Source organism: Nonomuraea cavernae (assembly GCF_040655715.1).
GTDB lineage: Bacteria > Actinomycetota > Actinomycetes > Streptosporangiales > Streptosporangiaceae > Nonomuraea > Nonomuraea cavernae_A.
The window spans coordinates 76,335-97,623 of the sequence record NZ_JBFAKL010000016.1; the positions used below are offsets into that span (position 1 = coordinate 76,335).

Below are 21,289 nucleotides of genomic sequence, written 5' to 3' on the forward strand. Positions count from 1 at the left end.
CACCACTCCACTGTGGAGGCACCTGGTTAGCCAGGTAGCGCTAGTACCAGTATAAATGGGCTCTCGTTACTGGTATTAGTCTGGCCTCATGCTGGAGGCCATGACGCGTGCCACCGCCGTTCCCACCGCTCCGGTCATCCCGCCGGAGCGGACCCGGCCCAGCGGCCTGCTCCTGACGGTGATCCTCGTCGGGCAGTTCCTGGCCATCCTGAACGTCAACATCGTCAACGTGGCCACCCCCACCATCGAGGCCGACCTGCGCTCGTCCGGCGCCGCGCTGCAGATGATCGTGGCCGGCTACACCATCGTCTACGCCGTCCTGCTGATCACCGGGGCCAGGCTCGGCGACCTGTTCGGCTACCGCAACTCCTTCCTCGGCGGCCTGGCCCTGTTCACCCTCATGACGCTGGGCGCGGGCCTGGCGACCTCGACGGGCTGGCTGATCGGGTGCCGTTTCGGCCAGGGCGCCGGCGCCGCGCTGATGATGCCGCAGGTGCTCACCCTGATCCAGCGCAACTACCACGGCGCGGCGCGGGGCCGGGCGATCGCCCTGTGGTCCGCGGTCGTGAGCGGCGGCATCGTGGCAGGCCAGGCGCTCGGCGGCATCCTGCTGGGCTTCGGCGCCGGCTGGCGGGTCGTGTTCCTGGTCGTGGTGCCGATCGGGGCACTGTTACTGATCACCGGCATCAAGGTGCTGCCCCCCGACACCGAACGCGGCCAGGGTGGGCTCGACCCGTGGGGCCTGATCAGCCTGTCGGCGGCGGTGCTGCTGCTCGTGGTGCCGCTCGTGCTGGGCCGGGATCTGGGCTGGCCGCCGTGGGGCTGGGTCTCGATGGGCCTGAGCGTCGCGGTCTTCGGGATCTTCGTCGCCGTCGAACGCCAGGTGACCGCCCGCGGCGGGCGGCCCCTGATCAGCGCCGGCGTGCTGCGCGCCCCGGGCATGCGGCCGGGTCTCGGCGTGCTGCTCTTCGGGCCCGCGACCTGGGGCGCCTTCCTCTTCACCTCGGCCCTGCACCTGCAGAACGACCTCCACCTGTCGCCGCTGGCCTCGGGCATGATGATGATCCCGTGCGCGCTGGCCTTCGCGGTCGTCGGGCTCGGCTGGCCCCGCCTGCCCGCCCGTCAGCAGCGCACGCTGGTGCCCCTGGGGTACGCGGTGGCCGCCCCCGCTTATCTCGGCCTCGGCCTCGCCGACGGTGGCGGGGTGGCGTACGCGCTGATGAGCGCGCTGATCGGCGCCGGGCTCGGCGTGCAGGTGGCGGTGACGAACATCGCGACCGCCCATGTGGACGACGCCCACGCCGCCGACGCGAGCGGCGCGCTGCTCACCGTGATCCAGCTCGGCCAGGTCATCGGGGTGTCCACGGTGGGCACCCTGTTCATCTCCTACCAGGGCACCGGCCCGGCCACCATGCTGACCGCCGCCGCCCTCGCGGGCCTGACCGTCCTCGCCGGCACCTGCTCCCTCTTCCTGGTACGGCGACGCCGCGTGAAAACGGCCTGCGTTCACGGGGACGGAGATCCCTCTTCCATGTCACCGTGAGGTTGCTGGTCTAACCTCTTCTAGAACGGCCCTGAAGGTTGTGCTAGCAACCCGCCAGGGCCGTTCGTCATGCGCTGGCAGTAAGCGCGGTCAGGTCGAACTCGCCATCACGTACGCCGGCCGTAAAGGCGGCCCACTCGGACGGCGTGAAGACCAGAACGGGGCTATCCTGATCCTTGCTGTCCCTCAACGCGACGTTCCCGTCCGCAAGGGAGGCGACTTCGACGCAGCCACTCGCGCCGTTACAGAACGTGCTCTTCTGCCATGTCGCCGACTTGGCACCAATGTACATTTTGTCCTCAAATAGGCGAAGGGGCGCCATTGCCCCTTGTTGAGATCTTTGTCGCTAACCTCTCCACAGCATGGCCTTGCGCTGTATGAGGACGCGTGATTCTCCCTCATCCAGCGCTTCGGACCTGATGTGTTCGAAGGCCGTCTCGTATCCAGCCACCCGCTCAAGATCCTCGACGAAGTGAGCCGTGTAGAGCTGCTCCAGGTACACAACATCGTCGAACGCAGCGAACTTGAGATGGATGAACGCACCCGTGTTGACCGGATGGAGCGAGTCCAAGGTCAGCACGCGAACGCTGACATGCGGTTGTAGAGACACCTCCAGAAGATGCTCCATCTGCGCCCGCATCACCGAGGGTTCGCCGAAACGGCGCATCAAGGCCGCCTCGTCCAGCACGAAGCGCAGTACGGCCGGATCCGACCTGCGCAGAACACGCTGTTGCCGGTCTATACGCGCCTCGACTCGACTCCGGACACCGCTGTGCGTGATGAGTGCGATGCCACGGGTGGCCAAGATGACTTCTCGTGCGTAATCCTCAGTTTGCAGAAGCCCTGGCACGATCTGGGGTTCCCAGTTGCGCTGGAACGTAGCCTCCGCCTCCAGCCCGAGGAATTTCGTGTACTCCTCAGGCAGAGAGTCTTCGTAATCTTCCCACCAGCCACGCTGATCCGCATCCCGCAACAGGCCGAAGAGTTCGTCAAGCTTGTCACCGTCGATCCGGTAGAGCTTGCCCATCGCCTTGATGTCATCGGCACCGGGCATCGTCTTGGCCGCCTCAATGCGACTGACCTTGCTGGGCGACCAGCCGAGCTCTCGCGCCGCCTTGGCCCCCGTCAGCTTCTGCCGCTCGCGGAGAAGACGCAACTCCTGACCCAGTCGAAGCCTTCGGACAGTCGGGCTGCCCTGCTGCGATGGCACCGTCCACTCTCCTCGTCGGGAAGGAAGGTGTAGCCGGAAAGGACTGTTTGAACTCTGGCCGTTTGGGCCGTTGGTCCAATCTTACACTGCAACTTGCATGTGTAGTGCCACTCAGCCTTGCCATAAGGCTTTCACGGAGAGACGGTAGGGGGCAAGCGAAGCTTCTCCGGGGGGCCGGGGACGGGGCGTTGATTTCCTTCACTGCCATGTGCCACACGTGCTCCCGAGTGTTCGCGTGCAAGTTGCACATGTAGATGCACTGCAAACTAGCAAGCAAGGTACGAAGAAAATTAAATCTTCTCTTGCGCAAAGTATTGCGGCATCAGGGTGACGGGGAGACGATCGTGCACAGGAGGATCCCGAAGGACGAGGAGGCCGTGATGACCGAACGGCCGCACACACGGGGGATTCCGTCCACGTACACGCGCGGCCTCGCGGGCCGCTCCATCGGCAACGTCGCCGTCCCGGATATGTATCTCGACCCCAGGGAGGCCGTTTGCCGGAAGGACCCCGCCACCACCTGACGAACCGACGCGACCATCGCTCGATCGAGCACCGCGATCACCGGGAACGAACACCGGAATCGAAACGGGAAAGCCGGACCGAGGCCGACCACCTGATCGCCGCATATGGGCTGCCACCCTGCGACGACGCCGGTCGTAAGCCATCAGTCCGGCGAAAGAAGCCACCTCGAATAATGCCGCGAAAGGGGTCTTCTATGTACTCACAAGGTACCAAGGGACTCAGTCGAATCAAGTCCCGGATCCGGGAACTCATCGCTTGGGCGGATCGGGAGATCTGCATGGAGCCGGACGAGTTCGCCTTCCGGCGAGACTGGACGGTCTCGAAGACCGGATTCGGCGCCCGCACCTATCGGGATCCCCGATTCGACCAGCTCAGGATCATGCCGAGAGTGCCAGAGGAGGTGTCGTGAGATGCCGAGGAACCCACGGAACCAGATGTATCCGGCCAACGAGGACCTGCCGGCCGCCGGCCGCGGGAGCCTGCCGGCGAGACTGTGGCGGATCCGCACCGAACTACTGCTCACCGCCGCGCTCGGCCTGCTCACCCTCACCTTCCTCAGCGCGGCGCAACACGGCCACTGGATGCCGTTCATTGTGCTGACCAGCGCGATCTCGGTGCCGGCCGCGACCCGGGCGGGCCGCAACTGGGTGACGGCGCACATCTGGTGCGTGGTCTCCCGCCACCGCCTGCAGCGCACCTGCCTGGAGACCACGATGCACACCCGGTCGGGCCGGATCCCGCTGGTGCTCTGGATCACGCCGACCCGTACGGGCGAGAAGGCGCTGATCCTGACCAGGGCCGGCATCTCGGCCGCGGAGTTCGAGGCGTACGCCGAGGAGATCGCGGCGGCCTGCTGGGCCAGGACCGTCAACGTCTACAAGCACCGCGCCTGGGCTCACCTGGTGATCGTCGAGATCGTCCGGCGTGACGAGATCCCGGGAGCCGTCTCCCCCGGGCTCGACCGGCTCTATGGCCGCCGCGCCTGGATCTCGATGCGCCCCGACGTCGAGGAGCCGCCTGATCTGCTGACGCTGCCCGAGCTGTCCAGCAAGCTCGTGCTGCCGCAGGTCGGCTGATCGGCCGGCGCCCCCCTGCCGGTTGACCGGCCGGGCGGCCCGCCGGCCAAGCCCCGGAGACCGCGGGGGCTCCGGGGCTTCCGCATGCGCGCCGTACGAGACAAGATGAGTTCAACTTCCGAACCCAGGAGTCGTGATGACGTCGACCGTTCACCGGACCTGTCCCCTGTGCGAGGCCGTCTGCGGCCTGACGCTCACCCTCGACGAGGGCGGGCACGTCACGCGCGTTGTGGGAGACGGCGACGATCCCTTCAGTAAGGGATTCATCTGCCCGAAGGGCGCCAGCCTCGGCCGCCTCGACGAGGACCCCGACCGGCTGCGCAAGCCGCTGATCAGGGACGGCGAGCTGTGGCGCGAAGCCGGCTGGGACGAGGCGTTCGCCGCCGTCGAGCAGGGCCTCAAAGGGGTCACCGAGCGGCACGGCCGCCAGTCCGTCGCCGTCTACCTGGGCAACCCCAGCGCCCACACCATGGCCGGAGCCCTCTACGCCGGGCCGATGATCAAGTCGCTCGGCACCCGCAACATCTTCTCCGCGAGCACGTCCGACCAGATGCCCAAGCACGTGGCCAGCGGGCTGATGTTCGGCCACCCGCTCGCCATCCCGGTGCCCGACCTCGACCGGACCGACTACCTGCTCATGCTCGGCGCCAACCCGCTGGAGTCCAACGGCTCGCTCTGCACCGCGCCCGACTTCCCCGGCAGGCTCAAGGCGCTGCGCGCGCGGGGCGGCCGGCTGGTGGTGGTCGATCCGCGCCGCACCCGCACCGCCGTGCTCGGCGACGAGCACGTGTTCGTCCGCCCGGGCACCGACGCCTACCTGCTGTTCGGCCTGGTGAACACCACGTTCGCCGAGGATCTGGTCCGGCTCTCACATGAGGTCAACGGGCTCGGCGAGGTGCGCGAGGCGGCCAAGCACTTCCCGCCGGACGTGGTGGCCCGGCGCACGGGCGTGCCCGCCGAGGTGATCGTACGGCTCGCGCGTGAGCTGGCCGGGGCGCGCCGGGCCGCCGTCTACGCCAGGATGGGCACCTGTACGGCCGAGTTCGGCACGCTGGCCCAGTGGCTGGTCGACGTGCTGAACGTACTGACCGGCAACCTCGACCGGCCGGGCGGCGCCATGTTCCCCAAATCGGCCACGGAGTCCGGCGGCAGGCGCAGGCCGTACACAGTGGGGCGGTGGCGGAGCCGCGTCAGAGGGCTGCCGGAGGCGAACGGCGAGCTGCCCGTGGCGACGCTCGCCGACGAGATCGAGACGCCGGGAGACGGGCAGATCAGGATGCTCGTCACCGTGGCGGGCAACCCGGTGCTGTCGGCCCCCAACGGGCCGCGGCTCGACGCGGCCTTCGCCGGGCTCGACTTCATGGTCTGCGTCGACCCCTACCTGAACGAGACGACCCGGCACGCCCACGTCATCCTGCCGCCGCCGCGCGTGCTGCAGTCGGGGCACTACGACTTCGCGCTGCTCGGGTTCGCGGTGCGCAACTACACCCGCTACTCGCCGCCGGCGCTGCCGCTGGACGGACGGCCGTCCGAGGCGCAGATCCTGTCCAGGCTGGCCATGATCGCGTCGGGGCTGGAGGGCGACCTCGACGAGTTCGTCATCGGCCAGACCTTGACCAAGGCCGTGGACACCCCCGGATCGGGCGTCGAAGGGCGCGACGTGGCCGAGCTGCGGGCGGCGCTCGACGGCGAGTCGGGAGCGGAGCGCAGGCTCGACCTCATGCTCAGGCTCGGCCCCTACGGCGAGTGGTCCGGCGAGGGCGACCTGTCGCTGCGCAAGCTGCTCGACAACCCGCACGGGCTGGACCTCGGGGCGTTGGAGCCCCGGTTGCCCGAGGTGCTGAAGACCGCCTCGGGGCTGATCGAGCTCGCCCCGCCGCAGCTCGTCGAGGACGTCGAACGGCTGCGCGCCGGCCTGGAGCGGGAGCCCGCGGAGATCGTGCTGATCGGGCGGCGGCACCTGCGGTCCAACAACAGCTGGATGCACAACGTCGGGCCGCTGGTGGGCGGCAGCAACAGGTGCACGCTGCAGATCAACCCGGCCGACGTGGCCAGGCTCGGGCTCGACGGCGAGGCCGTGGTGCGCTCGGCCAAGGGCGAGCTCAGGGTGCCGATCGAGCCGACCGACACGATCATGCCCGGGGTCGTCTCCCTGCCCCACGGCTGGGGGCACACGGACAGCACCCAGTCGGTGGCCGCCGAGCACGCCGGGGTCAACGCGAACGCCCTGACCGATGAGACCGCTATCGATGTTCCGTCCGGAAACGCGGTGTTCAACGGGGTTCCGGTCACGATTTCGGCCACTGATGTGATCATCGCGCATTAGGGTGGCGCGCGTGACTACCGCACCAGCAGAGGACCGCCTGACCGCCCAGATCGCCTTCGCCGTCGAGATCGACAAGTTGAAGCGGGTCATCCGCCGCAACCTGCTGATGGACGGCTCGCGGCGGGAGAACGACGCAGAGCACTCCTGGTACGTGGCCATGCTCGCGATGATCTTCGGGGAGCACGCTCCACCCGGCACCGACCTCCAGCGGGTCACGGCCATGCTGCTGGTGCACGACCTGGTCGAGATCGACGCGGGTGACACGTTCATCTACGATCCGGTCGCGGTGAGCGCCCAGGCCGAGGCCGAGCGGGCCGCCGCCGACCGGATCTTCGCCCTGCTGCCCGCCGGCCAGGCCGAGCCGATGCGCGAGCTGTGGGAGGAGTTCGAGGCCCGTGAGACGCCGGAGGCGAGGTTCGCCAGGGCGCTCGACCGGTTCGCGCCGATCCTGGCCAACCACAACACCGAAGGCGGGACGTGGCCGCTGTTCAAGGTGACGGCCACGCAGGTCGAGGAGAAGGTCCGGCTCATCGCCGAGGGGTCGCCGTCACTCGGCGCGTACGCCCAGGAGCTGGTACGACTCTCCGTCACCAGGGGACACCTATCCGAATGACCCCCTTACCCGCGGGGTAGGTGACTTGTCGTGAAAGAGACAGTACGACCGAGACGTAAGCAAATGCACGGTTTCGCGGGACCGGTCGATCTCGCCGTACGGCTTGAGAAGTCCACAGTCATGGACAAACCCATCAAGTCGCTGGCCACGGCCGTACGCGCCAAGCTGCGACCGGGAAAGCTGCGGGACCTGCTGCACGGCGTGCCCACGGGCAAGCCGCTGCACCCGCCGCTGGCCACGGTCAGCCTCGGCTGCTGGCTCTCCGCCGCCGTGCTCGACCTCACATCCATCGATCCCCGGGCCGCGCGGCTGCTGCTGACCGTGGGCATCGGCAACGCGCTGCCCACGGCGGCCGCCGGGCTGACCGACTGGTCCTCCCTGCACCGCGAGCAGCAGCGCGTGGGATTCGTCCACATGCTGGCCAACCTGACCGCGCTCGGGTTGTTCACGGCCTCGGTGCTGTCACGCACGTCGGGACGGGAGCGCGCCGGGCGCATGCTCTCCTTCACCGGCCTCGCCGTGGGCGGCCTCGGAGCCTACCTCGGCGGCCACCTGGCCTACCGGCTGGCGGCGGGCGCCAACCACGCCCCGCAGGTGACCCACCTGGTGCCGCTGGGCTGGCACGACCTGTGCATGCTCAACGACCTGCCGCAGGGCCGGCCGGTCGCCCGGCGGCTCGGCTACATCCAGCTTTTCGTGCTCCGGCACGGCGACGGCGTCACCGTGCTCGCCGACCGCTGCCCGCACCTGGCCGGCCCGCTCCACCAGGGCAGACTCGTCGTGGAGGACGGCGAGGTGTGCGTGGTCTGCCCCTGGCACGGCAGCACGTTCCGGCTGGACGACGGCGCGGTGGAGCACGGGCCCGCGACCGCGCCCGCCCCCGTCTTCGAGACGCGGATCCGCCGTGACGGCACGATCCAGGTGCGCCCAAGCTTGACCTAAAGTTTACTTGAGGTCATACGGTCGGCCCCATGACCAAGATTCTGCTGACCGGGGCTACCGGTAACGTCGGCAAGCACGTCGCCGACCAGCTCGCCGACGCCGGCCTCGACGTCCGGGCGCTGGTCCGCGACCCGTCCAGGGCCACCCTTCCCGCGGGAGTCGAGGCGATTCGCGGCGACCTGACGGTGCCCGACACTCTCGGCCCGGCGCTGAAGGACGTGGAGACCGTCTTCCTGGTCTGGCCGGGCTTCTCCGCCGAGACGGCCGCGGCCGTGGTGAAGACCATCGCCGGGCGGGCGCGCCGCATCGTCTACCTGTCGGCGGACGTGGCCGACCTCCAGGAGGGCGAGCAGTCCACGATCTTCCACCAGGACGTCGAACGGCTCATCCGGCACAGCGGGCTGACGTGGACGTTCCTGCGGCCCTGCGGCTTCGCGACCAACACGCTCGGGTGGGCCGACCAGATCCGGCAGGGCGTGGTGCGCTGGCCGTACGGGGAGGCCTCGCGGTCGCTGATCCACGAGAAGGACATCGCGGCGGTGGCCGCGCACGTGCTCACCTCGGCCGGGCACGGCGGCGCGGCGTACGTGCTCAGCGGGCCGGAGCGGCTGACGCAGGCCGAGCAGGTGCGCGTCATCGGCGAGGTCGTAGGGCGCGAGGTGCGCTGGGAGGATCTGCCGCCGGAGGTCGCCCGTGAGGAGCTGCTGGCGGCATGGGGTGACGCGACGTTCGTGGACGGCGCCCTGCGGGGGTGGGCGTCGTTCGTGACCGAGCCGGAGAAGGTCACCGGCACCGTGCGGACGCTGCTCGGCCGGCCCGCGCTGACCTTCCGCCAGTGGGCGGAGGACCACGCGGCCGACTTCCGCTGAAAACGGGGACGACAGCGCCCGGGCACTAGCTCGGGTGCTCGTCCGCCGGATGTTCCACCAGGGCGAGGATGCGGCTCGACATGAACCGCGCGGTGCGTACGGCGGTGCCGCTCCGGGTGACCTCGGTCACCTCGACCAGCCCCCGCCGCGTGGCCACCTCGACGCGGCGACCCGCGCGGGTGGCGATGACCTCGTAGGTGCGCGGGGTGCCGCCCGCATCGATGACGATCTCCACCCGATCACCCTTCATGTACGGATTCATACCCCTAAAGCCTGGTATTTATCCGTACACCAGTTTGATAATCGCCAGCACACCGACCACCACGATCACGCCCCGCAGGACCGGCGCCGGGACCCGGCGCCCCACCTTCGCCCCCACGAACCCACCCACGATGGCCCCCAGGGCCACCGCCAGCACCGCCCACCAGTCGACCTCGGCGATCAGGATGAACAACACCGCCGCGACGCCGTTGACGATCAGCGCCAGCACGTTCTTGGCGGCGTTGACCCGCTGGATGCCGTCGCTGAGGAAGCTGCCGAGCAACCCGATCAGCAGCACACCCTGGGCGGCACCGAAGTAGCCGCCGTAGATTCCCGAGGCGAACACGCCCAGCAGGAGCAGCACCCCGCCGTCGGGATGGGCGTGCTCGCGCCGGGCCGACAACCAGACGTTGAGCTTGGGCTGCACCACGACCAGCACACAGGCCACGCCGATCAGCACCGGAACGACCACCTGGAACACGCCGGGGTCGAGGTAGAGCAGCAGGATCCCGCCGATGACCGAGCCCAGTGCGGAGACCACGCCCATCCGGATCAACCGGTCGCGCTGCCCGGCGAGCTCCCGCCGGTAGCCATAGGCGCCGGTGAAGGAGCCCGGCACCAGTCCGATGGTGTTGGACACGTTGGCGACCACCGGTTCGACCCCCACGGCCACCAGGGTGGGAAACGTGATCAGCGACCCCGAGCCGACGATCGCGTTGATCGCGCCGGCCGCCACTCCCGCCGCACAGACCGCGAGCGTCTCCCAGAGCATCATCCGCACGAGCCTAGAGGGAGCGCCGCCGCGTGATCACAGCGGGTGGCCAGGTCACCAGGTCAGAGGTCTGGCGCCTTGGGAGGCGGGAACAGACCGCCCAGGCTCTCCAGCACCTTGCCCATCTCGGACGGGACGATCCAGATCTTGTTGGAGTCGCCCCTTGGCGATCTCGGGCAGCGTCTGGAGGTACTGGTAGGCCAGCAGGTGCTGGTCGGGCTTGCCGTCGTGGATCGCCCTGAAGACCATGCCGATCGCGTCGGCCTGCCCCTTGGCCCGCATGGCCTGGGCCTCGGCCTCGGCCTGAGCGCGCAGCACCGCCGCCTCAGCGTCGCCCCGGGCCCGCAGGACGGCCGCCTGCTTCTCGCCCTCGGCCGCCAGGATGGCCGCCTGCCGCTGCCCTTCGGCCGTGAGGACGGCGGCGCGCTTGTCGCGATCGGCGCGCATCTGCTTCTCCATCGAGTCCTGGATGGAGGCCGGCGGGTCGATGGCCTTGAGCTCGACCCGGTTGACCCGGATGCCCCACTTGCCGGTCGCCTCGTCGAGAACGCCGCGCAGTTCGGTGTTGATCTCCTCGCGGGAGGTCAGCGTGCGTTCGAGATCCATGCCGCCGACCACGTTGCGCAGCGTGGTGACCGTGAGCTGCTCGACGCCGATGAGGAAGTTGGCGATCTCGTAGGTGGCGGCCCTCGGGTTGGTGACCTGGAAGTAGTTGACATCCTCCCGGCTCTGAAGGGCCGGGATTCCAACCGTCGCCGGTTGGGCTTCCTGCTTCACCGCCGGTCGCCCGCCCGGGAGGACTCTCGTTGAGGTCTTACACCGGCTCCACATTCGGCGTTCATGGCAACGCTCCGAAGCCGTAGGTATCGACCTCGCAAATGGTATGTGGTTTGTCCTCGAAGCGGCCCTGAACAGACAAAAGGGATCTAGTAGGCGCGGGCGTACCAGCGGCCCTCGCCGCTCCGGTCGAGCGTGAGCGGCACCCCGAACGTGTGCGACAGGTTTTCGGCCGTCATCACGTGATCGAGCGGCCCCTGGGCGACCACCGAGCCATTGCGCAGCAGCAGCCCGTGGGTGAAGCCACTCGGCACCTCCTCCACATGGTGCGTGACCAGCACCAGCGTGGGTGAGCGGAGGTCGCCGGCGAGCGCCGTCAGGCGGCGCACCAGATCTTCGCGACCGCCCAGGTCGAGCCCCGCGGCCGGCTCGTCGAGCAGCAGGATCTCGGGGTCGGGCATCAGCGCGCGGGCGATCTGCACGCGTTTGCGCTCGCCCTCGGACAGGGTGCCGAACCGGCGGCGGATCAGATGGGCCGCCCCCAGCATGTCGATCAGCTCGACGGCCCTGGTGACGTCGTTGGAGTCGTATTCCTCGGTCCAGCGGCCCATGATCCCGTAGGAGGCGGTCAGCACCAGGTCGATGACCTTCTCCTCCGCCGAGATGCGCTCGGCCAGCGACGAGCTCGCCAGCCCGATGCGCGGCCGCAGCTCGAACACGTCCGCCTGCCCCAGCCGCTCGCCCAGCACCTCGACGACGCCTTCGCTCGGATACAGCAGCGTGGCCGCGACCTGCAACAAGGTGGTCTTGCCCGCGCCGTTGGGCCCGATCACGACCCAACGCTCATCCTCGTTGACCGTCCAGTCGATGCCGCGCAGCAGAGCCGCTCCGTCACGCCTGACGGCGACGTCCTGGAGCCGCAGCACCTGACCACCCATCCCCGGATCCCTCCCTTTGGAGAACGCTCGTGGACAAACCTATTGCAGGGCGAGCGCATATCGTGGATCGGTGCGCCCTGAATCACCTGTCTCAGCCATCCTGGTCGCCTGGGGCAACGCCTGGTTGTCCGGCCACGCCGGGCTCGACGAGGCCGCCGACCGCGTCGAAAAGATCTCCGGCCCCACCGTCGTAGGTGAGGTGCCGCTCCGTGCCCACCTCGCCGACCTGCGGGCCGACGGCCTGCGCGAGCTCCGGCTGGCGCTGCCCGCGCCCGGCGACCCGCTCGGGCTCTCCGGGCCTCCGGCGTTCAACTCGGCCGCCGTCGACGCGGGGCAGGCGGTGATCGCCGTGCTCGCCGACCGGTGCCTCGGCCTGGTCCCCTCGCCAGACCTGCGCGGCTCCTCCTACGTGGGCGTACGCCTCACCGTGCACGACTCGGGGCCCGTCCGGCCCGACCTGCCGTCGGTGGCCGAGGCCGAGCAGCTGCTGTCGGCCGCCATGCGGGCGGCCACCGAGGCCCTCAGCTCGGTCGACGGCCCCGCGCAGGGCCGCCCCGACCGGCTCGCCGACTCCGACGCCGACGCCACCCTCGCGCCCGGCTATCCCGCCCGGGCCCACCGGGTCTCCGCCCTGGCCACCCGGCTGGCCGCGGTGCTGCGACTGGCCGGCGAGAGAGGGCTCACCTCCGGGCAGATCGCCGTACGCGGCACCGCCCTGCGCGACCTCGACCACGCCGTGCGACAGGCCATCGTGGCCGCGCACCACGCGATCTTCGAGCCGGTCCGCAACCCCTGACCGGTCACGGGTCGGCCGCAGCTCACCCAGCCGATCGCCGGCCCTTGATCGGTCAGGGGTTGGCCACCCAGCCGAGCGCCGATCTTGATCGGTCAGGGGTTGGCCACCCAGCCGAGCGCCGGCCCCTGACCGGTCAGGCCAGCCCGTGCCGCACCGCGTAGAGAGCGGCCTGGGTGCGGTCCTGGACACCGAGTTTCATCAGCACGTTGGAGACGTGCGTCTTGACCGTCTTCTCGGCGACGGCCAGGCTCCTCGCGATCTCACGGTTGGAACGTCCCCCCGCGATCAGCGCGAGCACCTCCCGCTCGCGCTCGGTCAGCGGCACCGGCCCCGGCACCCCCGTCGGGCCGTTGCCGGCCAGCACCGCCTCGGCCGCCTCGGCCGCCAGCAGCACCTGCCCTCCGTGCACCGCGCGCACGGCCTGCACCAGCGCGCCGGGATCGACATCCTTGTAGAGGAAGCCGGCCGCCCCCGCCCGCATCGCCGGAGCCACGTCCGACGGGTCGCTCACCGAGGTGAGCACCACCACGCGGGTGTCGGACCCGGCCAGCCTCTCCAGCGCGCCGAGGCCGTCGAGCACCGGCATCCGCAGATCGAGCAGCAGCACGTCTGGAGCCAGCTTGCCGACCAGCTCGACGGCCTGCGCCCCGTCTGCCGCCTCGCCCACGACCGCGATGTCGTCCTGCAGGTCGAGGAAGGTGCGCAGGCCCTGGCGCACCACGGGATGATCGTCGGCGATCAGCACCCGGATCACACTTCCACCTCCATGCGGACCGTCGTCCCCCGGCCGCACGCCGTGTCCACGGTCATGACGCCTCCCACGGACTCGGCCCGCTCGCCCATCGAGATCAATCCGAGGCCGCGCGACTCGCCGGGCTCGAACCCCTTGCCGTCGTCGGCGACGGACAGCACCAGCTTGCCGTCCTGACGGTCCAGCCGTACGGACACCTCGGCGGCGGCGGCGTGCCGCAGCGCGTTGTGCAGCGCCTCCTGCGCCACCCTCAGCACGGCCACCTCCACCGCGGCGTCGAGCGGCGGCAGCGCGTCGCCGCCGAACGCGACCCGCACGGGATGCAGCCGGTCGAGCAGGCGCACGTGCTTGCGCAGCGTCTCGGCCAGGCCGTGCCGGTCGAGCTCGGCCGGGCGCAGCTCCACGATCACCGCGCGCAGCTCGGACAGCGCCTCGCCCGCCAGCCGCTGCACCCTCTGGAGCTCGGCCGCCGCCGTGCCGGAATCGCGCTCCAGCATGGTCGCGGCGGCCTGCGCGGACAGCCGCAGCGAGAACAGCTTCTGGGTGACGGCGTCGTGCAGCTCACGGGCCATCCGGTTGCGCTCCTCCAGCATGGCCAGCTCGCGGCCGCGTTCGTAGAGCATCGCGTTGGTCAGCGCGATCGCGGCGTGCGCCGCGAAGAGCGTGAGCAGGTCCTGGTCCTCCTGCGTGAAGCCGCCCTCGGCGCGCTTGTTGGCCAGGAAGATGATGCCCAGCACCTCGTCGCCGTCGTGGATCGGCACCCCGAGGAAGTCCTTCATCACCGGGTGCGCCTTCGGCCACCACTCGAACCTGTCGTCCTCCCGCAGGTCGGGCAGCCGCACCGGAGTGCCGTCGCGGAGCATCGCCCCGAGCATGCCGTGCTGGCGGGGCAGCGGCCCGATCGCGTCCCACTGCTTGTCGGTGAGCCCTTCGGCGACGAACTCCGCGAACGACCCGTCCTCGTCGGGCACCCCGAGCGCCGCGTAACGGGCGTCGAGCAGCCGCTGCGCCGAGCGAACGATCACCTGCAACACCTCGCGCACCGACAGGTGACGGGTGACCGCGAGCACAGCCCTGCTCACCGCCTGCAGGATCTCGTCTCTGTCGGCCGTCACGAGCCCACTCTATGGTCCTAGGACGAAGTGCTCAGGCCCGGCCGGGCCCTACGCCCGATGTCCGAACGGCGCCGCGTTCCTACCGTCGGAGCATGACGAACACCGCACTCATCACCGGCGCCTCCCGCGGCCTCGGCCTGGCGCTCGCCAGGTCGCTGGCGGACGCGGGCTGGAGCCTCGTCCTCACCGCCCGCGGCGCCGCCGGCCTGCGGCAGGTGGCCGCCGAGCTGGACGCCGTGGCCATCCCCGGCGACGTGACCGATCCCGCGCACATCGAGCGGCTCTCTCTGGCCGCGCCCGCGCTGGACCTGCTGGTCAACAACGCGAGCGACCTCGGCGTGACACCACTGCCGCCGCTGGCGGGCTACCCGCTGGAAGCGTTCAAGGTGCTGCTGGACACGAACGTGACCGCGCCCCTCGCCCTGATCCAGGCCACGCTGCCCGCCCTGCGCGCCCGGCGCGGCGCCGTCGTGAACATCACCTCCGACGCCGCCACCGGCGCCTACGCGGGCTGGGGCGGCTACGGGGCCACCAAGGCCGCCCTGGAGCAGCTGTCGAACGTCCTGGCCGCCGAGGAGCCCGACCTGGCGGTCTGGTGGGCCGACCCCGGCGAGATGAACACCCGGATGCTGGCCGACGCCGTCGGCGCCGAAGAGGCGGCCGGGGCCACCGACCCCGCCAAGGTCGCCGCCTCCTTGCGCGACCTCGTCGCATCCCGGCCCGCGAGCGGCAGGGTGAGCCTGCAATGAGCGCGACGCCCGACTTCGCCCAGCCTCCCTACCTCGCCCAGCCTCCCAACTTGCCCCAGCCTTCCGACCTCGCTCAGCCTCTCGACTTGACCCTGCCTTTGGACTTCGCCCTGCCGCCCGCGCTCTCCGCGGACGCGCCGCCCGAGGCCAGGGGCCTGGCGCGCGACGCGGTCCGGCTGCTGGTCTCGCGCGGTTCCGAGGCGCCGGAGCACCACCGCTTCACCGACCTGCCCGGCATGCTCGATCCCGGGGACCTGGTCGTGGTCAACAACTCGGCGACGCTGCCCGCCGCCGTCCGGCTCGACCGGCTCGCGGTGCACTTCTCCACCGCGCGGGAGGACGGCACCTGGCTGGTCGAGCTGCGCCGCCGTACGTCCAGGGCCACCGAGCCGTACGGCGGGGGCGAGCCGGGCGAGTGGCTGCCCATGCCGGGACAGGCCACGCTGCGGCTGATCGGGCGCGAGACGCCCCGGCTGTGGCGGGCCGCCCTCGACCGGGACGTACCCGCCTACCTCGACGCCCACGGGGTGCCGATCCGCTACTCCTACGTCGAACGGGACTGGCCGATCGACGCCTACCAGACCGTGTTCGCCACCGTGCCGGGCAGCGCCGAGATGCCGAGCGCGGGCCGGCCGTTCAGCACCGCCCTGGTCACGGCGCTGGTGGCGCGCGGCATCCAGATCGCGCCGATCACCCTGCACACCGGCGTCGCCTCGCCCGAGAAGGACGAGCCTCCCTACGCCGAGAGGTACGTGGTGCCCGCCCCGACCGCCGAGCTGGTCGACCTGACCAGGAGGAACGGCGGCCGGGTGGTGGCGGCCGGCACCACCGTGGTCCGCGCCCTGGAGACGGCCACCGGCGACGACGGCCGGGTCACCGCCTCCGCCGGCTGGACCACGCGCGTCATCACCCCCGAGACCGGCGTCAGAACCGTGACCGGGCTCATCACCGGGCTGCACGAGCCGCGTTCCAGCCACCTGATGATGCTGACCGCGGTCGCCGGGCCCGGGCCGCTCGTCCGCGCCTACGAGGAGGCGCTGCGCGAGGGCTATCTGTGGCACGAGTTCGGCGACGCCCACCTCCTGCTCGCCGCCTAGTCCGCCCTCGCTCGACGCCCTCCCTCACCCGACGCCCAGTCCTCGCTCTGTTCGAGGCCTACCCCCACCCTGCGACCCGAGCACCGGGCCGGGCGCAGTACCGTGACCTGATGTGGACCAGCGCACCCTCCTGATCACTCTGACGGGCCCCGACCGACCCGGCGTCACCTCACGGCTCTTCTCCGTGCTGTCCGGCTTCCCGGTGACCGTGGCCGACATCGAGCAGGTCGTCATCCGGGGAAGGCTCACGCTCGGCGTGCTCGTCGCCTACGCGGGCGGCCCCTCGACCGGCACCGGCAGCACCCTCGGCGCCATGTGGACCGCCGTCGAGAGAGTCGCCGAGGACCTCGGCATGGAGGTCGAGCTGGCCACCGGCTCGCAGGCCAAGGAGCAGCGCCGGCGCGGCCGCCTGTCCGTCAGCGTGCTCGGCGCGACTCTCCAGCCCGCCGCCATCGCCGGCATCGCCGGGCGCATCGCCGCCGCGGGCGCCAACATCGACCGCATCGAGCGACTCGCCCAGTGGCCCGTCACCTGCATCGAGCTGTCCGTCTCCGGCGCCGACCCCGCCGCCCTCCGCGTCGAGCTGGCCGCCGAGGCCGCCGCCCAGCAGGTGGACGTGGCCGTGCAGCGCACCGGCCTGTCCCGGCGGGCCAAACGGCTCATCGTCATGGACGTCGACTCGACCCTGATCCAGGGCGAGGTCATCGAGCTGCTCGCGGCGCACGCCGGCTGCCTGGAGGAGGTCGTACGAGTCACCGGGGAGGCCATGCGGGGCGAGCTCGACTTCGCCGAGTCGCTGCGCCGACGGGTCGCGCTGCTCGAAGGGTTGCCGGCGGAGGTGTTCGAGCGGGTCCGCCAGGAGGTCGTGCTCACGCCCGGCGCCCGCACGCTGGTGCGCACCCTCAAGCGGCTCGACTATCGCTTCGCCATCGTCAGCGGCGGCTTCACCCAGATCACCGACGCCCTGGTCGAGGACCTGGGCATCGACTACTCCGCGGCCAACGTGCTCGAAGTCGTCGACGGCAGGCTCACCGGCAAGGTCGTCGGCGACATCGTCGACCGGCCGGGCAAGGCCCGCGCGCTCGAACGGTTCGCCAGCGAGGCGCGGCTGCCCATCAGCCAGACCGTGGCCATCGGCGACGGGGCCAACGACCTCGACATGATCGCCGCCGCCGGGCTCGGCATCGCCTTCAACGCCAAGCCGGTCGTCCGCCAGGCCGCCGACACCGCCGTCAACACGCCCTACCTCGACTCGATCCTCTACCTGCTCGGCATCACCCGCGACGAGGTCGAGGCGGCCGACGCCGAGGACGGCGTGCTCAGCCGGTGACCCCGGTCAGTCCTCCTTGGGATCCCACCTCATGACCAGGTCGCCTTCGCTCGGGCCCAGGTCCGTCCACGCGGAGTCGGTGCGGATCACGGCGAACGCCCCCGGCCGGAACACGTAGTCGCCCCCGGCCAGCTCGACGGCCAGCTCGTGCACGCCGGGATTGTGGCCGCACAGCACCACGGTTCCGGCGTCGGCGTCGGTCCGCCTGAGCAGCTCCAGCAGCTCGTCGGGGTAGGCCTCGTAGATCTCCCGCTCGTAGCTCGGCTCGAGACCCGGGAAGGCCAGCTCGGCGGTGCGCCGGGTGCGCAGGGCCGGCGAGCACAGCACCAGATCAGGCGCCAGCCCCATCTCCCGGATCCGCTTCCCCGCCCGCTCGGCGTCATGCTCGCCCCGGCCGGTCAGCGGCCGATCCCGGTCGGCGAGACCCGCCACGTGAGCGGCCTTGGCGTGCCGGAGAACGATCAGTGTGCGCACCGGGTCACGCTCCCCTCGATGCCCACATGGCCAGGGCGACGATGGCCGCCAGGATGACCAGCATCGCCACCAGGATGATGGCGAGCGACTTTCCGCCGTTGGTCCGCTTGTCTGCCATCCGCACAGTTTCCCACCGCCCGGCCTCGGAGCCGCCAACGGGCCACGGTGACACGGAAGCGGCCCGTACAGACAGGGAACCGGCCGTGGACACGCGGAACCGGCCGTGGAGAACGCGGAACGCCCGCCCTTCCCGTACGGGAGGAGCGGGCGTCCGGTGTGCGGCAGGACTACGACGCGACGGGCGCGTGCTCGCGGTCCTTGTCGTTGGACGGCTCGTTCGTCGCCGAGCGGCGCTTGGAGACGATGATGGCCCCGACGACCACGCCCACCGTCAGCACCGTGATGCCGATGCGGAGCGCCGGGTTGCCCGCGTAGAGCACCACGGCGGGCGCCACCAGGAGGGCGACCAGGTTCATCACCTTGATCAGCGGGTTGATGGCCGGGCCGGCGGTGTCCTTGAACGGGTCGCCGACCGTGTCGCCGATGACGGTCGCGGCGTGGGCCTCGGAGCCCTTGCCGCCGTGGTGACCGTCCTCGACCAACTTCTTGGCGTTGTCCCAGGCGCCACCGGAGTTGGACAGGAACACCGCCATCAGCGTGCCACAGGCGATCGCCCCGGCCAGGAACGCGCCCAGCGGGGCGTAGCCGAGGGCGAAGCCCACCGCGATCGGGGTCATGACCGCCAGCAGGCCCGGCGTGGCCAGCTCGCGCAGCGAGTCGCGGGTGCAGATGTCGACGACGCGGCCGTAGTCGGGCGTCTCCGTGCCGTCCATGATGCCGGGCTTGCTGCGGAACTGCTCTCGTACCTCGAAGACCACCCGCATCGCGGCCCGTCCGACCGCGCTGATCGCCAGGCCGGAGAAGAGGAACACGACCGCCGCGCCGATCACCAGGCCGACCAGCACGTTGGGCTGGTCGATGCTGAGGCTGAAGCTGGCGAACGAGCCGAGCGCGTCCTTGGCCGCCTGGCTGGCCACGGCGAGCTCGGTCTCCACCGCCGTCCGGAACGCGCCGAACAGCGCGGTCGCCGCGAGCACGGCCGTCGCGATGGCGATGCCCTTGGTGATGGCCTTCGTGGTGTTGCCTACGGCGTCGAGGCTGGTCAGCACCTGGGCGCCCTCGCCCTCGACGTCGCCGGACATCTCCGCGATGCCCTGCGCGTTGTCGGAGACGGGGCCGAAGGTGTCCATCGACACGATGACGCCGACCGTGGTGAGCAGGCCGGTGCCGGCCAGTGCGACCGCGAACAGCGCGACCGTCACGTTGCCGAAGCCGAGCAGGAACGCGCCGTAGACCGCGCCGGCGATGATCAACGCCGAGTAGACCGCCGACTCCAGGCCGACGCTGATGCCGGCCAGGATGACGGTCGCGGGGCCGGTGCGCGAGCTCTCGCCGATCTCGCGGACTGGACGCCTGGTGGTCTCGGTGAAGTAGCCCGTCAGCAGTTGGATGGCGCTGGCCAGGACCAGGCCGATGAGCACCGCACCGATGGCGATGAGCCGCGGGTCGGAGTCGGACTGCACGGCCGAGCCGGTCAGGCCGCTGAAGCTGCTCGGCAGGTACCAGAACGCCGCCGCCGCGACCAGAACGGCCGAGATGCCGGCCGAGAGGAAGAAGCTCCTGTTGATGGCCGCCATGCCGCTGCGGTCGCGGTCGCGCATCCCCGTGAGGAAGATGCCGATGATCGCGGTGAGCACACCGATCATGGGCACGATGAGCGGGAAGATCAGCCCCTGCTCACCGAAGGCCACCTTGCCCAGGATGAGGCTGGCGACCAGCATGACCGCGTAGGACTCGAACAGGTCGGCGGCCATGCCGGCGCAGTCGCCCACGTTGTCGCCGACGTTGTCGGCGATGGTCGCCGCGTTGCGCGGGTCGTCCTCCGGGATGCCCTGCTCGACCTTGCCGACCAGGTCGGCGCCGACGTCGGCGGCCTTGGTGAAGATGCCGCCGCCGACTCGCATGAACATCGCGAGCAGCGCCGCGCCGAAGCCGAAGCCTTCGAGCACGCCCGGCGCGTCACCCTGGTAGACGAAGACGACGACCGCCGCACCGAACAGGCCGAGGCCCACGGTGAACATGCCGGCGACGCCGCCGGTGCGGAAGGCGATGCGCATGGCGAGCTTCTCGCCGGACGTGCGGGCCGCGGCGGCTACGCGGACGTTTCCGCGTACGGCCAGCCACATACCCATGAAACCGGTCAGTGCGGAGAAGACCGCACCGACCACGAAGAAGATCGAGCGACCGATCCGTACGTCGGTTTCGCCCGGTAGCAGAAGCAGCAGGAACGGGATCACGACGACGAAGATCGCCAACGTGCGGAACTGCCGTGTCAGGTACGCCGCGGCGCCTTCCTGCACGGCACGGGCTATGTTCTGCATGCGTTCGGTACCCTGGTCCGCGGACAGCACTTCGCGCACCAGGCCGCCGGCGACGGCTAGGGCGATCAGTGCGACCGCGGCGACCACGATCACGATGGTGAGATTGTTACCGCTGAGGGCCAGATTGGACGCTGGCTCCGCGGCCAGCATGTGCCTAGACATCGTTCTCCTCGGCAAGACCGGTCGTCCTGCCCGGGCGGTGCTGCGAATATCGGCGGGCGGTGCGGCACCATCCGGGTTGTGGGTGCCGCTTCCGGTTGAGTCCGCAGTTTCGCCGGATCACCTTGGCCGGTGCCGGGAGTCTACGCAGCGTCTGCGCCGATATGAAGGCTCTGCGGGCGGCCAATTATGCGCGAGTCCAGTAATCCGCTGACAGCGGCCCGGTTTGGGATCTGACAAGGCATATTTCCGGTGGTTTACGGCCCTGACTAGATGCCCTTACGACACGCCCTAAACCTGTCCGCGAGGTGGATGCCGGCCCGCCCGCCACCTGACTGGGCCGGTCGGCGAGCACGACCACGGACACACCGGTGACCGACCGGACTCCACCCACGAACCACCCACCGGGCCTGTCCGGCACCGCCGGAGACCAGCCGGCCACCAGGCACGACTCGTCGGCACGGTCCTGGGCCTGCCCCTCAGGTCGGCCGGCGGCCGTGGCGGAACACGACAAGTCCCCCAGGC

At 70.4% G+C, this 21,289-nt stretch carries 21 protein-coding genes and 1 pseudogene; 12 read left to right on the top strand and 10 right to left on the bottom strand.

Annotated features, from left to right (window positions below; all coding sequences use genetic code 11):
* The first annotated feature begins 100 nt into the window (after positions 1 to 100).
* Positions 101 to 1,543, top strand: a complete 1,443-nt coding sequence (locus AB0I38_RS23300; protein WP_358471390.1) for an MFS transporter — start codon at positions 101 to 103, stop codon at positions 1,541 to 1,543.
* A 67-nt stretch (positions 1,544 to 1,610) separates the two neighbouring features.
* On the opposite strand, the gene AB0I38_RS23305 is transcribed toward AB0I38_RS23300, so the two are convergent.
* Both AB0I38_RS23305 and AB0I38_RS23310 read right to left on the bottom strand, forming a co-directional pair.
* A complete protein-coding gene (locus AB0I38_RS23305) occupies positions 1,611 to 1,835 on the bottom strand; it encodes a DUF397 domain-containing protein (RefSeq protein ID WP_358471392.1) in 225 nt (74 codons plus the stop codon).
* 54 nt (positions 1,836 to 1,889) lie between these two features.
* Positions 1,890 to 2,753 (bottom strand): helix-turn-helix domain-containing protein, encoded by an 864-nt coding sequence (locus tag AB0I38_RS23310; protein WP_358471394.1) that lies wholly within the window; start codon positions 2,751 to 2,753, stop codon positions 1,890 to 1,892.
* 344 nt (positions 2,754 to 3,097) lie between these two features.
* On the opposite strand from AB0I38_RS23310, the gene AB0I38_RS23315 reads away from it, so the two are divergent.
* From AB0I38_RS23315 to AB0I38_RS23345, 7 genes are all read left to right on the top strand, one after another.
* The gene (locus AB0I38_RS23315) at positions 3,098 to 3,277 is read left to right on the top strand and encodes a hypothetical protein (RefSeq protein WP_358471395.1); all 180 of its coding nucleotides are present in this window, start codon (positions 3,098 to 3,100) and stop codon (positions 3,275 to 3,277) included.
* A 278-nt stretch (positions 3,278 to 3,555) separates the two neighbouring features.
* Positions 3,556 to 3,687 (top strand): hypothetical protein, encoded by a 132-nt coding sequence (locus AB0I38_RS23320; RefSeq protein ID WP_358471397.1) that lies wholly within the window; start codon positions 3,556 to 3,558, stop codon positions 3,685 to 3,687.
* A 1-nt stretch (position 3,688) separates the two neighbouring features.
* Positions 3,689 to 4,354: a hypothetical protein gene (locus AB0I38_RS23325; protein ID WP_358471399.1), complete on the top strand. Its 666-nt coding sequence runs from the start codon at positions 3,689 to 3,691 to the stop codon at positions 4,352 to 4,354.
* A gap of 136 nt (positions 4,355 to 4,490) precedes the next feature.
* Positions 4,491 to 6,680: a molybdopterin-dependent oxidoreductase gene (locus AB0I38_RS23330; RefSeq protein WP_358471400.1), complete on the top strand. Its 2,190-nt coding sequence runs from the start codon at positions 4,491 to 4,493 to the stop codon at positions 6,678 to 6,680.
* Between the two features lies 1 nt (position 6,681).
* Positions 6,682 to 7,293, top strand: a complete 612-nt coding sequence (locus AB0I38_RS23335; RefSeq protein WP_358471402.1) for an HD domain-containing protein — start codon at positions 6,682 to 6,684, stop codon at positions 7,291 to 7,293.
* 120 nt (positions 7,294 to 7,413) lie between these two features.
* Positions 7,414 to 8,235, top strand: a complete 822-nt coding sequence (locus AB0I38_RS23340) for a Rieske 2Fe-2S domain-containing protein (protein WP_358471404.1) — start codon at positions 7,414 to 7,416, stop codon at positions 8,233 to 8,235.
* 29 nt (positions 8,236 to 8,264) lie between these two features.
* Positions 8,265 to 9,104, top strand: coding sequence for an SDR family oxidoreductase (locus AB0I38_RS23345; protein WP_358471406.1), 840 nt, complete (start codon positions 8,265 to 8,267; stop codon positions 9,102 to 9,104).
* Between the two features lie 25 nt (positions 9,105 to 9,129).
* Here the strand turns inward: AB0I38_RS23345 and AB0I38_RS23350 are convergent, their stop codons facing one another.
* The 4 genes and pseudogenes from AB0I38_RS23350 to AB0I38_RS23365 all read right to left on the bottom strand — a co-directional run bounded on the left by AB0I38_RS23350 (position 9,130) and on the right by AB0I38_RS23365 (position 11,852).
* Entirely contained in the window at positions 9,130 to 9,354 is a 225-nt protein-coding gene (locus tag AB0I38_RS23350; protein ID WP_358471408.1) for a hypothetical protein, read from the bottom strand.
* Positions 9,355 to 9,384: 30 nt separating this feature from the next.
* A complete protein-coding gene (locus AB0I38_RS23355; RefSeq protein ID WP_358471410.1) occupies positions 9,385 to 10,140 on the bottom strand; it encodes a sulfite exporter TauE/SafE family protein in 756 nt (251 codons plus the stop codon).
* Positions 10,141 to 10,199: 59 nt separating this feature from the next.
* A pseudogene (locus tag AB0I38_RS23360) lies at positions 10,200 to 10,860 on the bottom strand (SPFH domain-containing protein); the annotation flags it as partial.
* 203 nt (positions 10,861 to 11,063) lie between these two features.
* Positions 11,064 to 11,852: an ABC transporter ATP-binding protein gene (locus AB0I38_RS23365; RefSeq protein WP_358471412.1), complete on the bottom strand. Its 789-nt coding sequence runs from the start codon at positions 11,850 to 11,852 to the stop codon at positions 11,064 to 11,066.
* A gap of 70 nt (positions 11,853 to 11,922) precedes the next feature.
* Here AB0I38_RS23365 and AB0I38_RS23370 point away from each other — a divergent pair, with 70 nt between their 5' ends.
* The gene (locus AB0I38_RS23370) at positions 11,923 to 12,648 is read left to right on the top strand and encodes a hypothetical protein (RefSeq protein WP_358471413.1); all 726 of its coding nucleotides are present in this window, start codon (positions 11,923 to 11,925) and stop codon (positions 12,646 to 12,648) included.
* 133 nt (positions 12,649 to 12,781) lie between these two features.
* On the opposite strand, the gene AB0I38_RS23375 is transcribed toward AB0I38_RS23370, so the two are convergent.
* On the bottom strand, positions 12,782 to 13,402 hold the full coding sequence (locus tag AB0I38_RS23375) for a response regulator transcription factor (protein ID WP_358471415.1): 621 nt from the start codon (positions 13,400 to 13,402) through the stop codon (positions 12,782 to 12,784).
* Positions 13,399 to 14,514, bottom strand: coding sequence for a GAF domain-containing sensor histidine kinase (locus AB0I38_RS23380; RefSeq protein WP_358471417.1), 1,116 nt, complete (start codon positions 14,512 to 14,514; stop codon positions 13,399 to 13,401). The genes AB0I38_RS23375 and AB0I38_RS23380 overlap by 4 nt, the downstream gene beginning before the upstream one ends.
* 92 nt (positions 14,515 to 14,606) lie before the next feature.
* Between AB0I38_RS23380 and AB0I38_RS23385 the strand changes: the two genes are divergently transcribed.
* From AB0I38_RS23385 to serB, 3 genes are all read left to right on the top strand, one after another.
* Positions 14,607 to 15,263, top strand: coding sequence for an SDR family NAD(P)-dependent oxidoreductase (locus tag AB0I38_RS23385; RefSeq protein WP_358471419.1), 657 nt, complete (start codon positions 14,607 to 14,609; stop codon positions 15,261 to 15,263).
* Positions 15,260 to 16,360: an S-adenosylmethionine:tRNA ribosyltransferase-isomerase gene (locus AB0I38_RS23390; RefSeq protein ID WP_358471421.1), complete on the top strand. Its 1,101-nt coding sequence runs from the start codon at positions 15,260 to 15,262 to the stop codon at positions 16,358 to 16,360. Before AB0I38_RS23385 ends, AB0I38_RS23390 begins: the two co-directional genes overlap by 4 nt.
* Positions 16,361 to 16,472: 112 nt before the next feature.
* Positions 16,473 to 17,690, top strand: a complete 1,218-nt coding sequence (gene serB / locus AB0I38_RS23395) for a phosphoserine phosphatase SerB (RefSeq protein WP_358471423.1) — start codon at positions 16,473 to 16,475, stop codon at positions 17,688 to 17,690.
* A gap of 6 nt (positions 17,691 to 17,696) precedes the next feature.
* On the opposite strand, the gene AB0I38_RS23400 is transcribed toward serB, so the two are convergent.
* Together AB0I38_RS23400 and AB0I38_RS23405 are read right to left on the bottom strand one after the other, a co-directional pair.
* Positions 17,697 to 18,164 (bottom strand): SixA phosphatase family protein, encoded by a 468-nt coding sequence (locus tag AB0I38_RS23400; RefSeq protein ID WP_358471425.1) that lies wholly within the window; start codon positions 18,162 to 18,164, stop codon positions 17,697 to 17,699.
* A 287-nt stretch (positions 18,165 to 18,451) separates the two neighbouring features.
* Positions 18,452 to 20,767 carry a sodium-translocating pyrophosphatase gene (locus AB0I38_RS23405; protein ID WP_358471426.1) on the bottom strand — a complete coding sequence of 772 codons (2,316 nt, stop codon included), beginning with the start codon at positions 20,765 to 20,767 and terminating at the stop codon, positions 18,452 to 18,454.
* Positions 20,768 to 21,289 lie beyond the last annotated feature (522 nt).

Excerpts from the sequence above, each read along its gene's own strand:
- AB0I38_RS23300 (WP_358471390.1), top strand. The coding sequence starts at position 101 with ATGACGCGTGCCACCGCCGTTCCCACCGCTCCGGTCATCCCGCCGGAG.
- AB0I38_RS23305 (WP_358471392.1), bottom strand. The coding sequence starts at position 1,835 with ATGTACATTGGTGCCAAGTCGGCGACATGGCAGAAGAGCACGTTCTGT.
- AB0I38_RS23320 (WP_358471397.1), top strand. The coding sequence starts at position 3,556 with ATGGAGCCGGACGAGTTCGCCTTCCGGCGAGACTGGACGGTCTCGAAG.
- AB0I38_RS23325 (WP_358471399.1), top strand. The coding sequence starts at position 3,689 with ATGCCGAGGAACCCACGGAACCAGATGTATCCGGCCAACGAGGACCTG.
- AB0I38_RS23330 (WP_358471400.1), top strand. The coding sequence starts at position 4,491 with ATGACGTCGACCGTTCACCGGACCTGTCCCCTGTGCGAGGCCGTCTGC.
- AB0I38_RS23340 (WP_358471404.1), top strand. The coding sequence starts at position 7,414 with ATGGACAAACCCATCAAGTCGCTGGCCACGGCCGTACGCGCCAAGCTG.
- AB0I38_RS23345 (WP_358471406.1), top strand. The coding sequence starts at position 8,265 with ATGACCAAGATTCTGCTGACCGGGGCTACCGGTAACGTCGGCAAGCAC.
- AB0I38_RS23350 (WP_358471408.1), bottom strand. The coding sequence starts at position 9,354 with ATGAAGGGTGATCGGGTGGAGATCGTCATCGATGCGGGCGGCACCCCG.
- AB0I38_RS23355 (WP_358471410.1), bottom strand. The coding sequence starts at position 10,140 with ATGATGCTCTGGGAGACGCTCGCGGTCTGTGCGGCGGGAGTGGCGGCC.
- AB0I38_RS23365 (WP_358471412.1), bottom strand. The coding sequence starts at position 11,852 with ATGGGTGGTCAGGTGCTGCGGCTCCAGGACGTCGCCGTCAGGCGTGAC.
- AB0I38_RS23385 (WP_358471419.1), top strand. The coding sequence starts at position 14,607 with ATGACGAACACCGCACTCATCACCGGCGCCTCCCGCGGCCTCGGCCTG.
- AB0I38_RS23390 (WP_358471421.1), top strand. The coding sequence starts at position 15,260 with ATGAGCGCGACGCCCGACTTCGCCCAGCCTCCCTACCTCGCCCAGCCT.
- AB0I38_RS23405 (WP_358471426.1), bottom strand. The coding sequence starts at position 20,767 with ATGTCTAGGCACATGCTGGCCGCGGAGCCAGCGTCCAATCTGGCCCTC.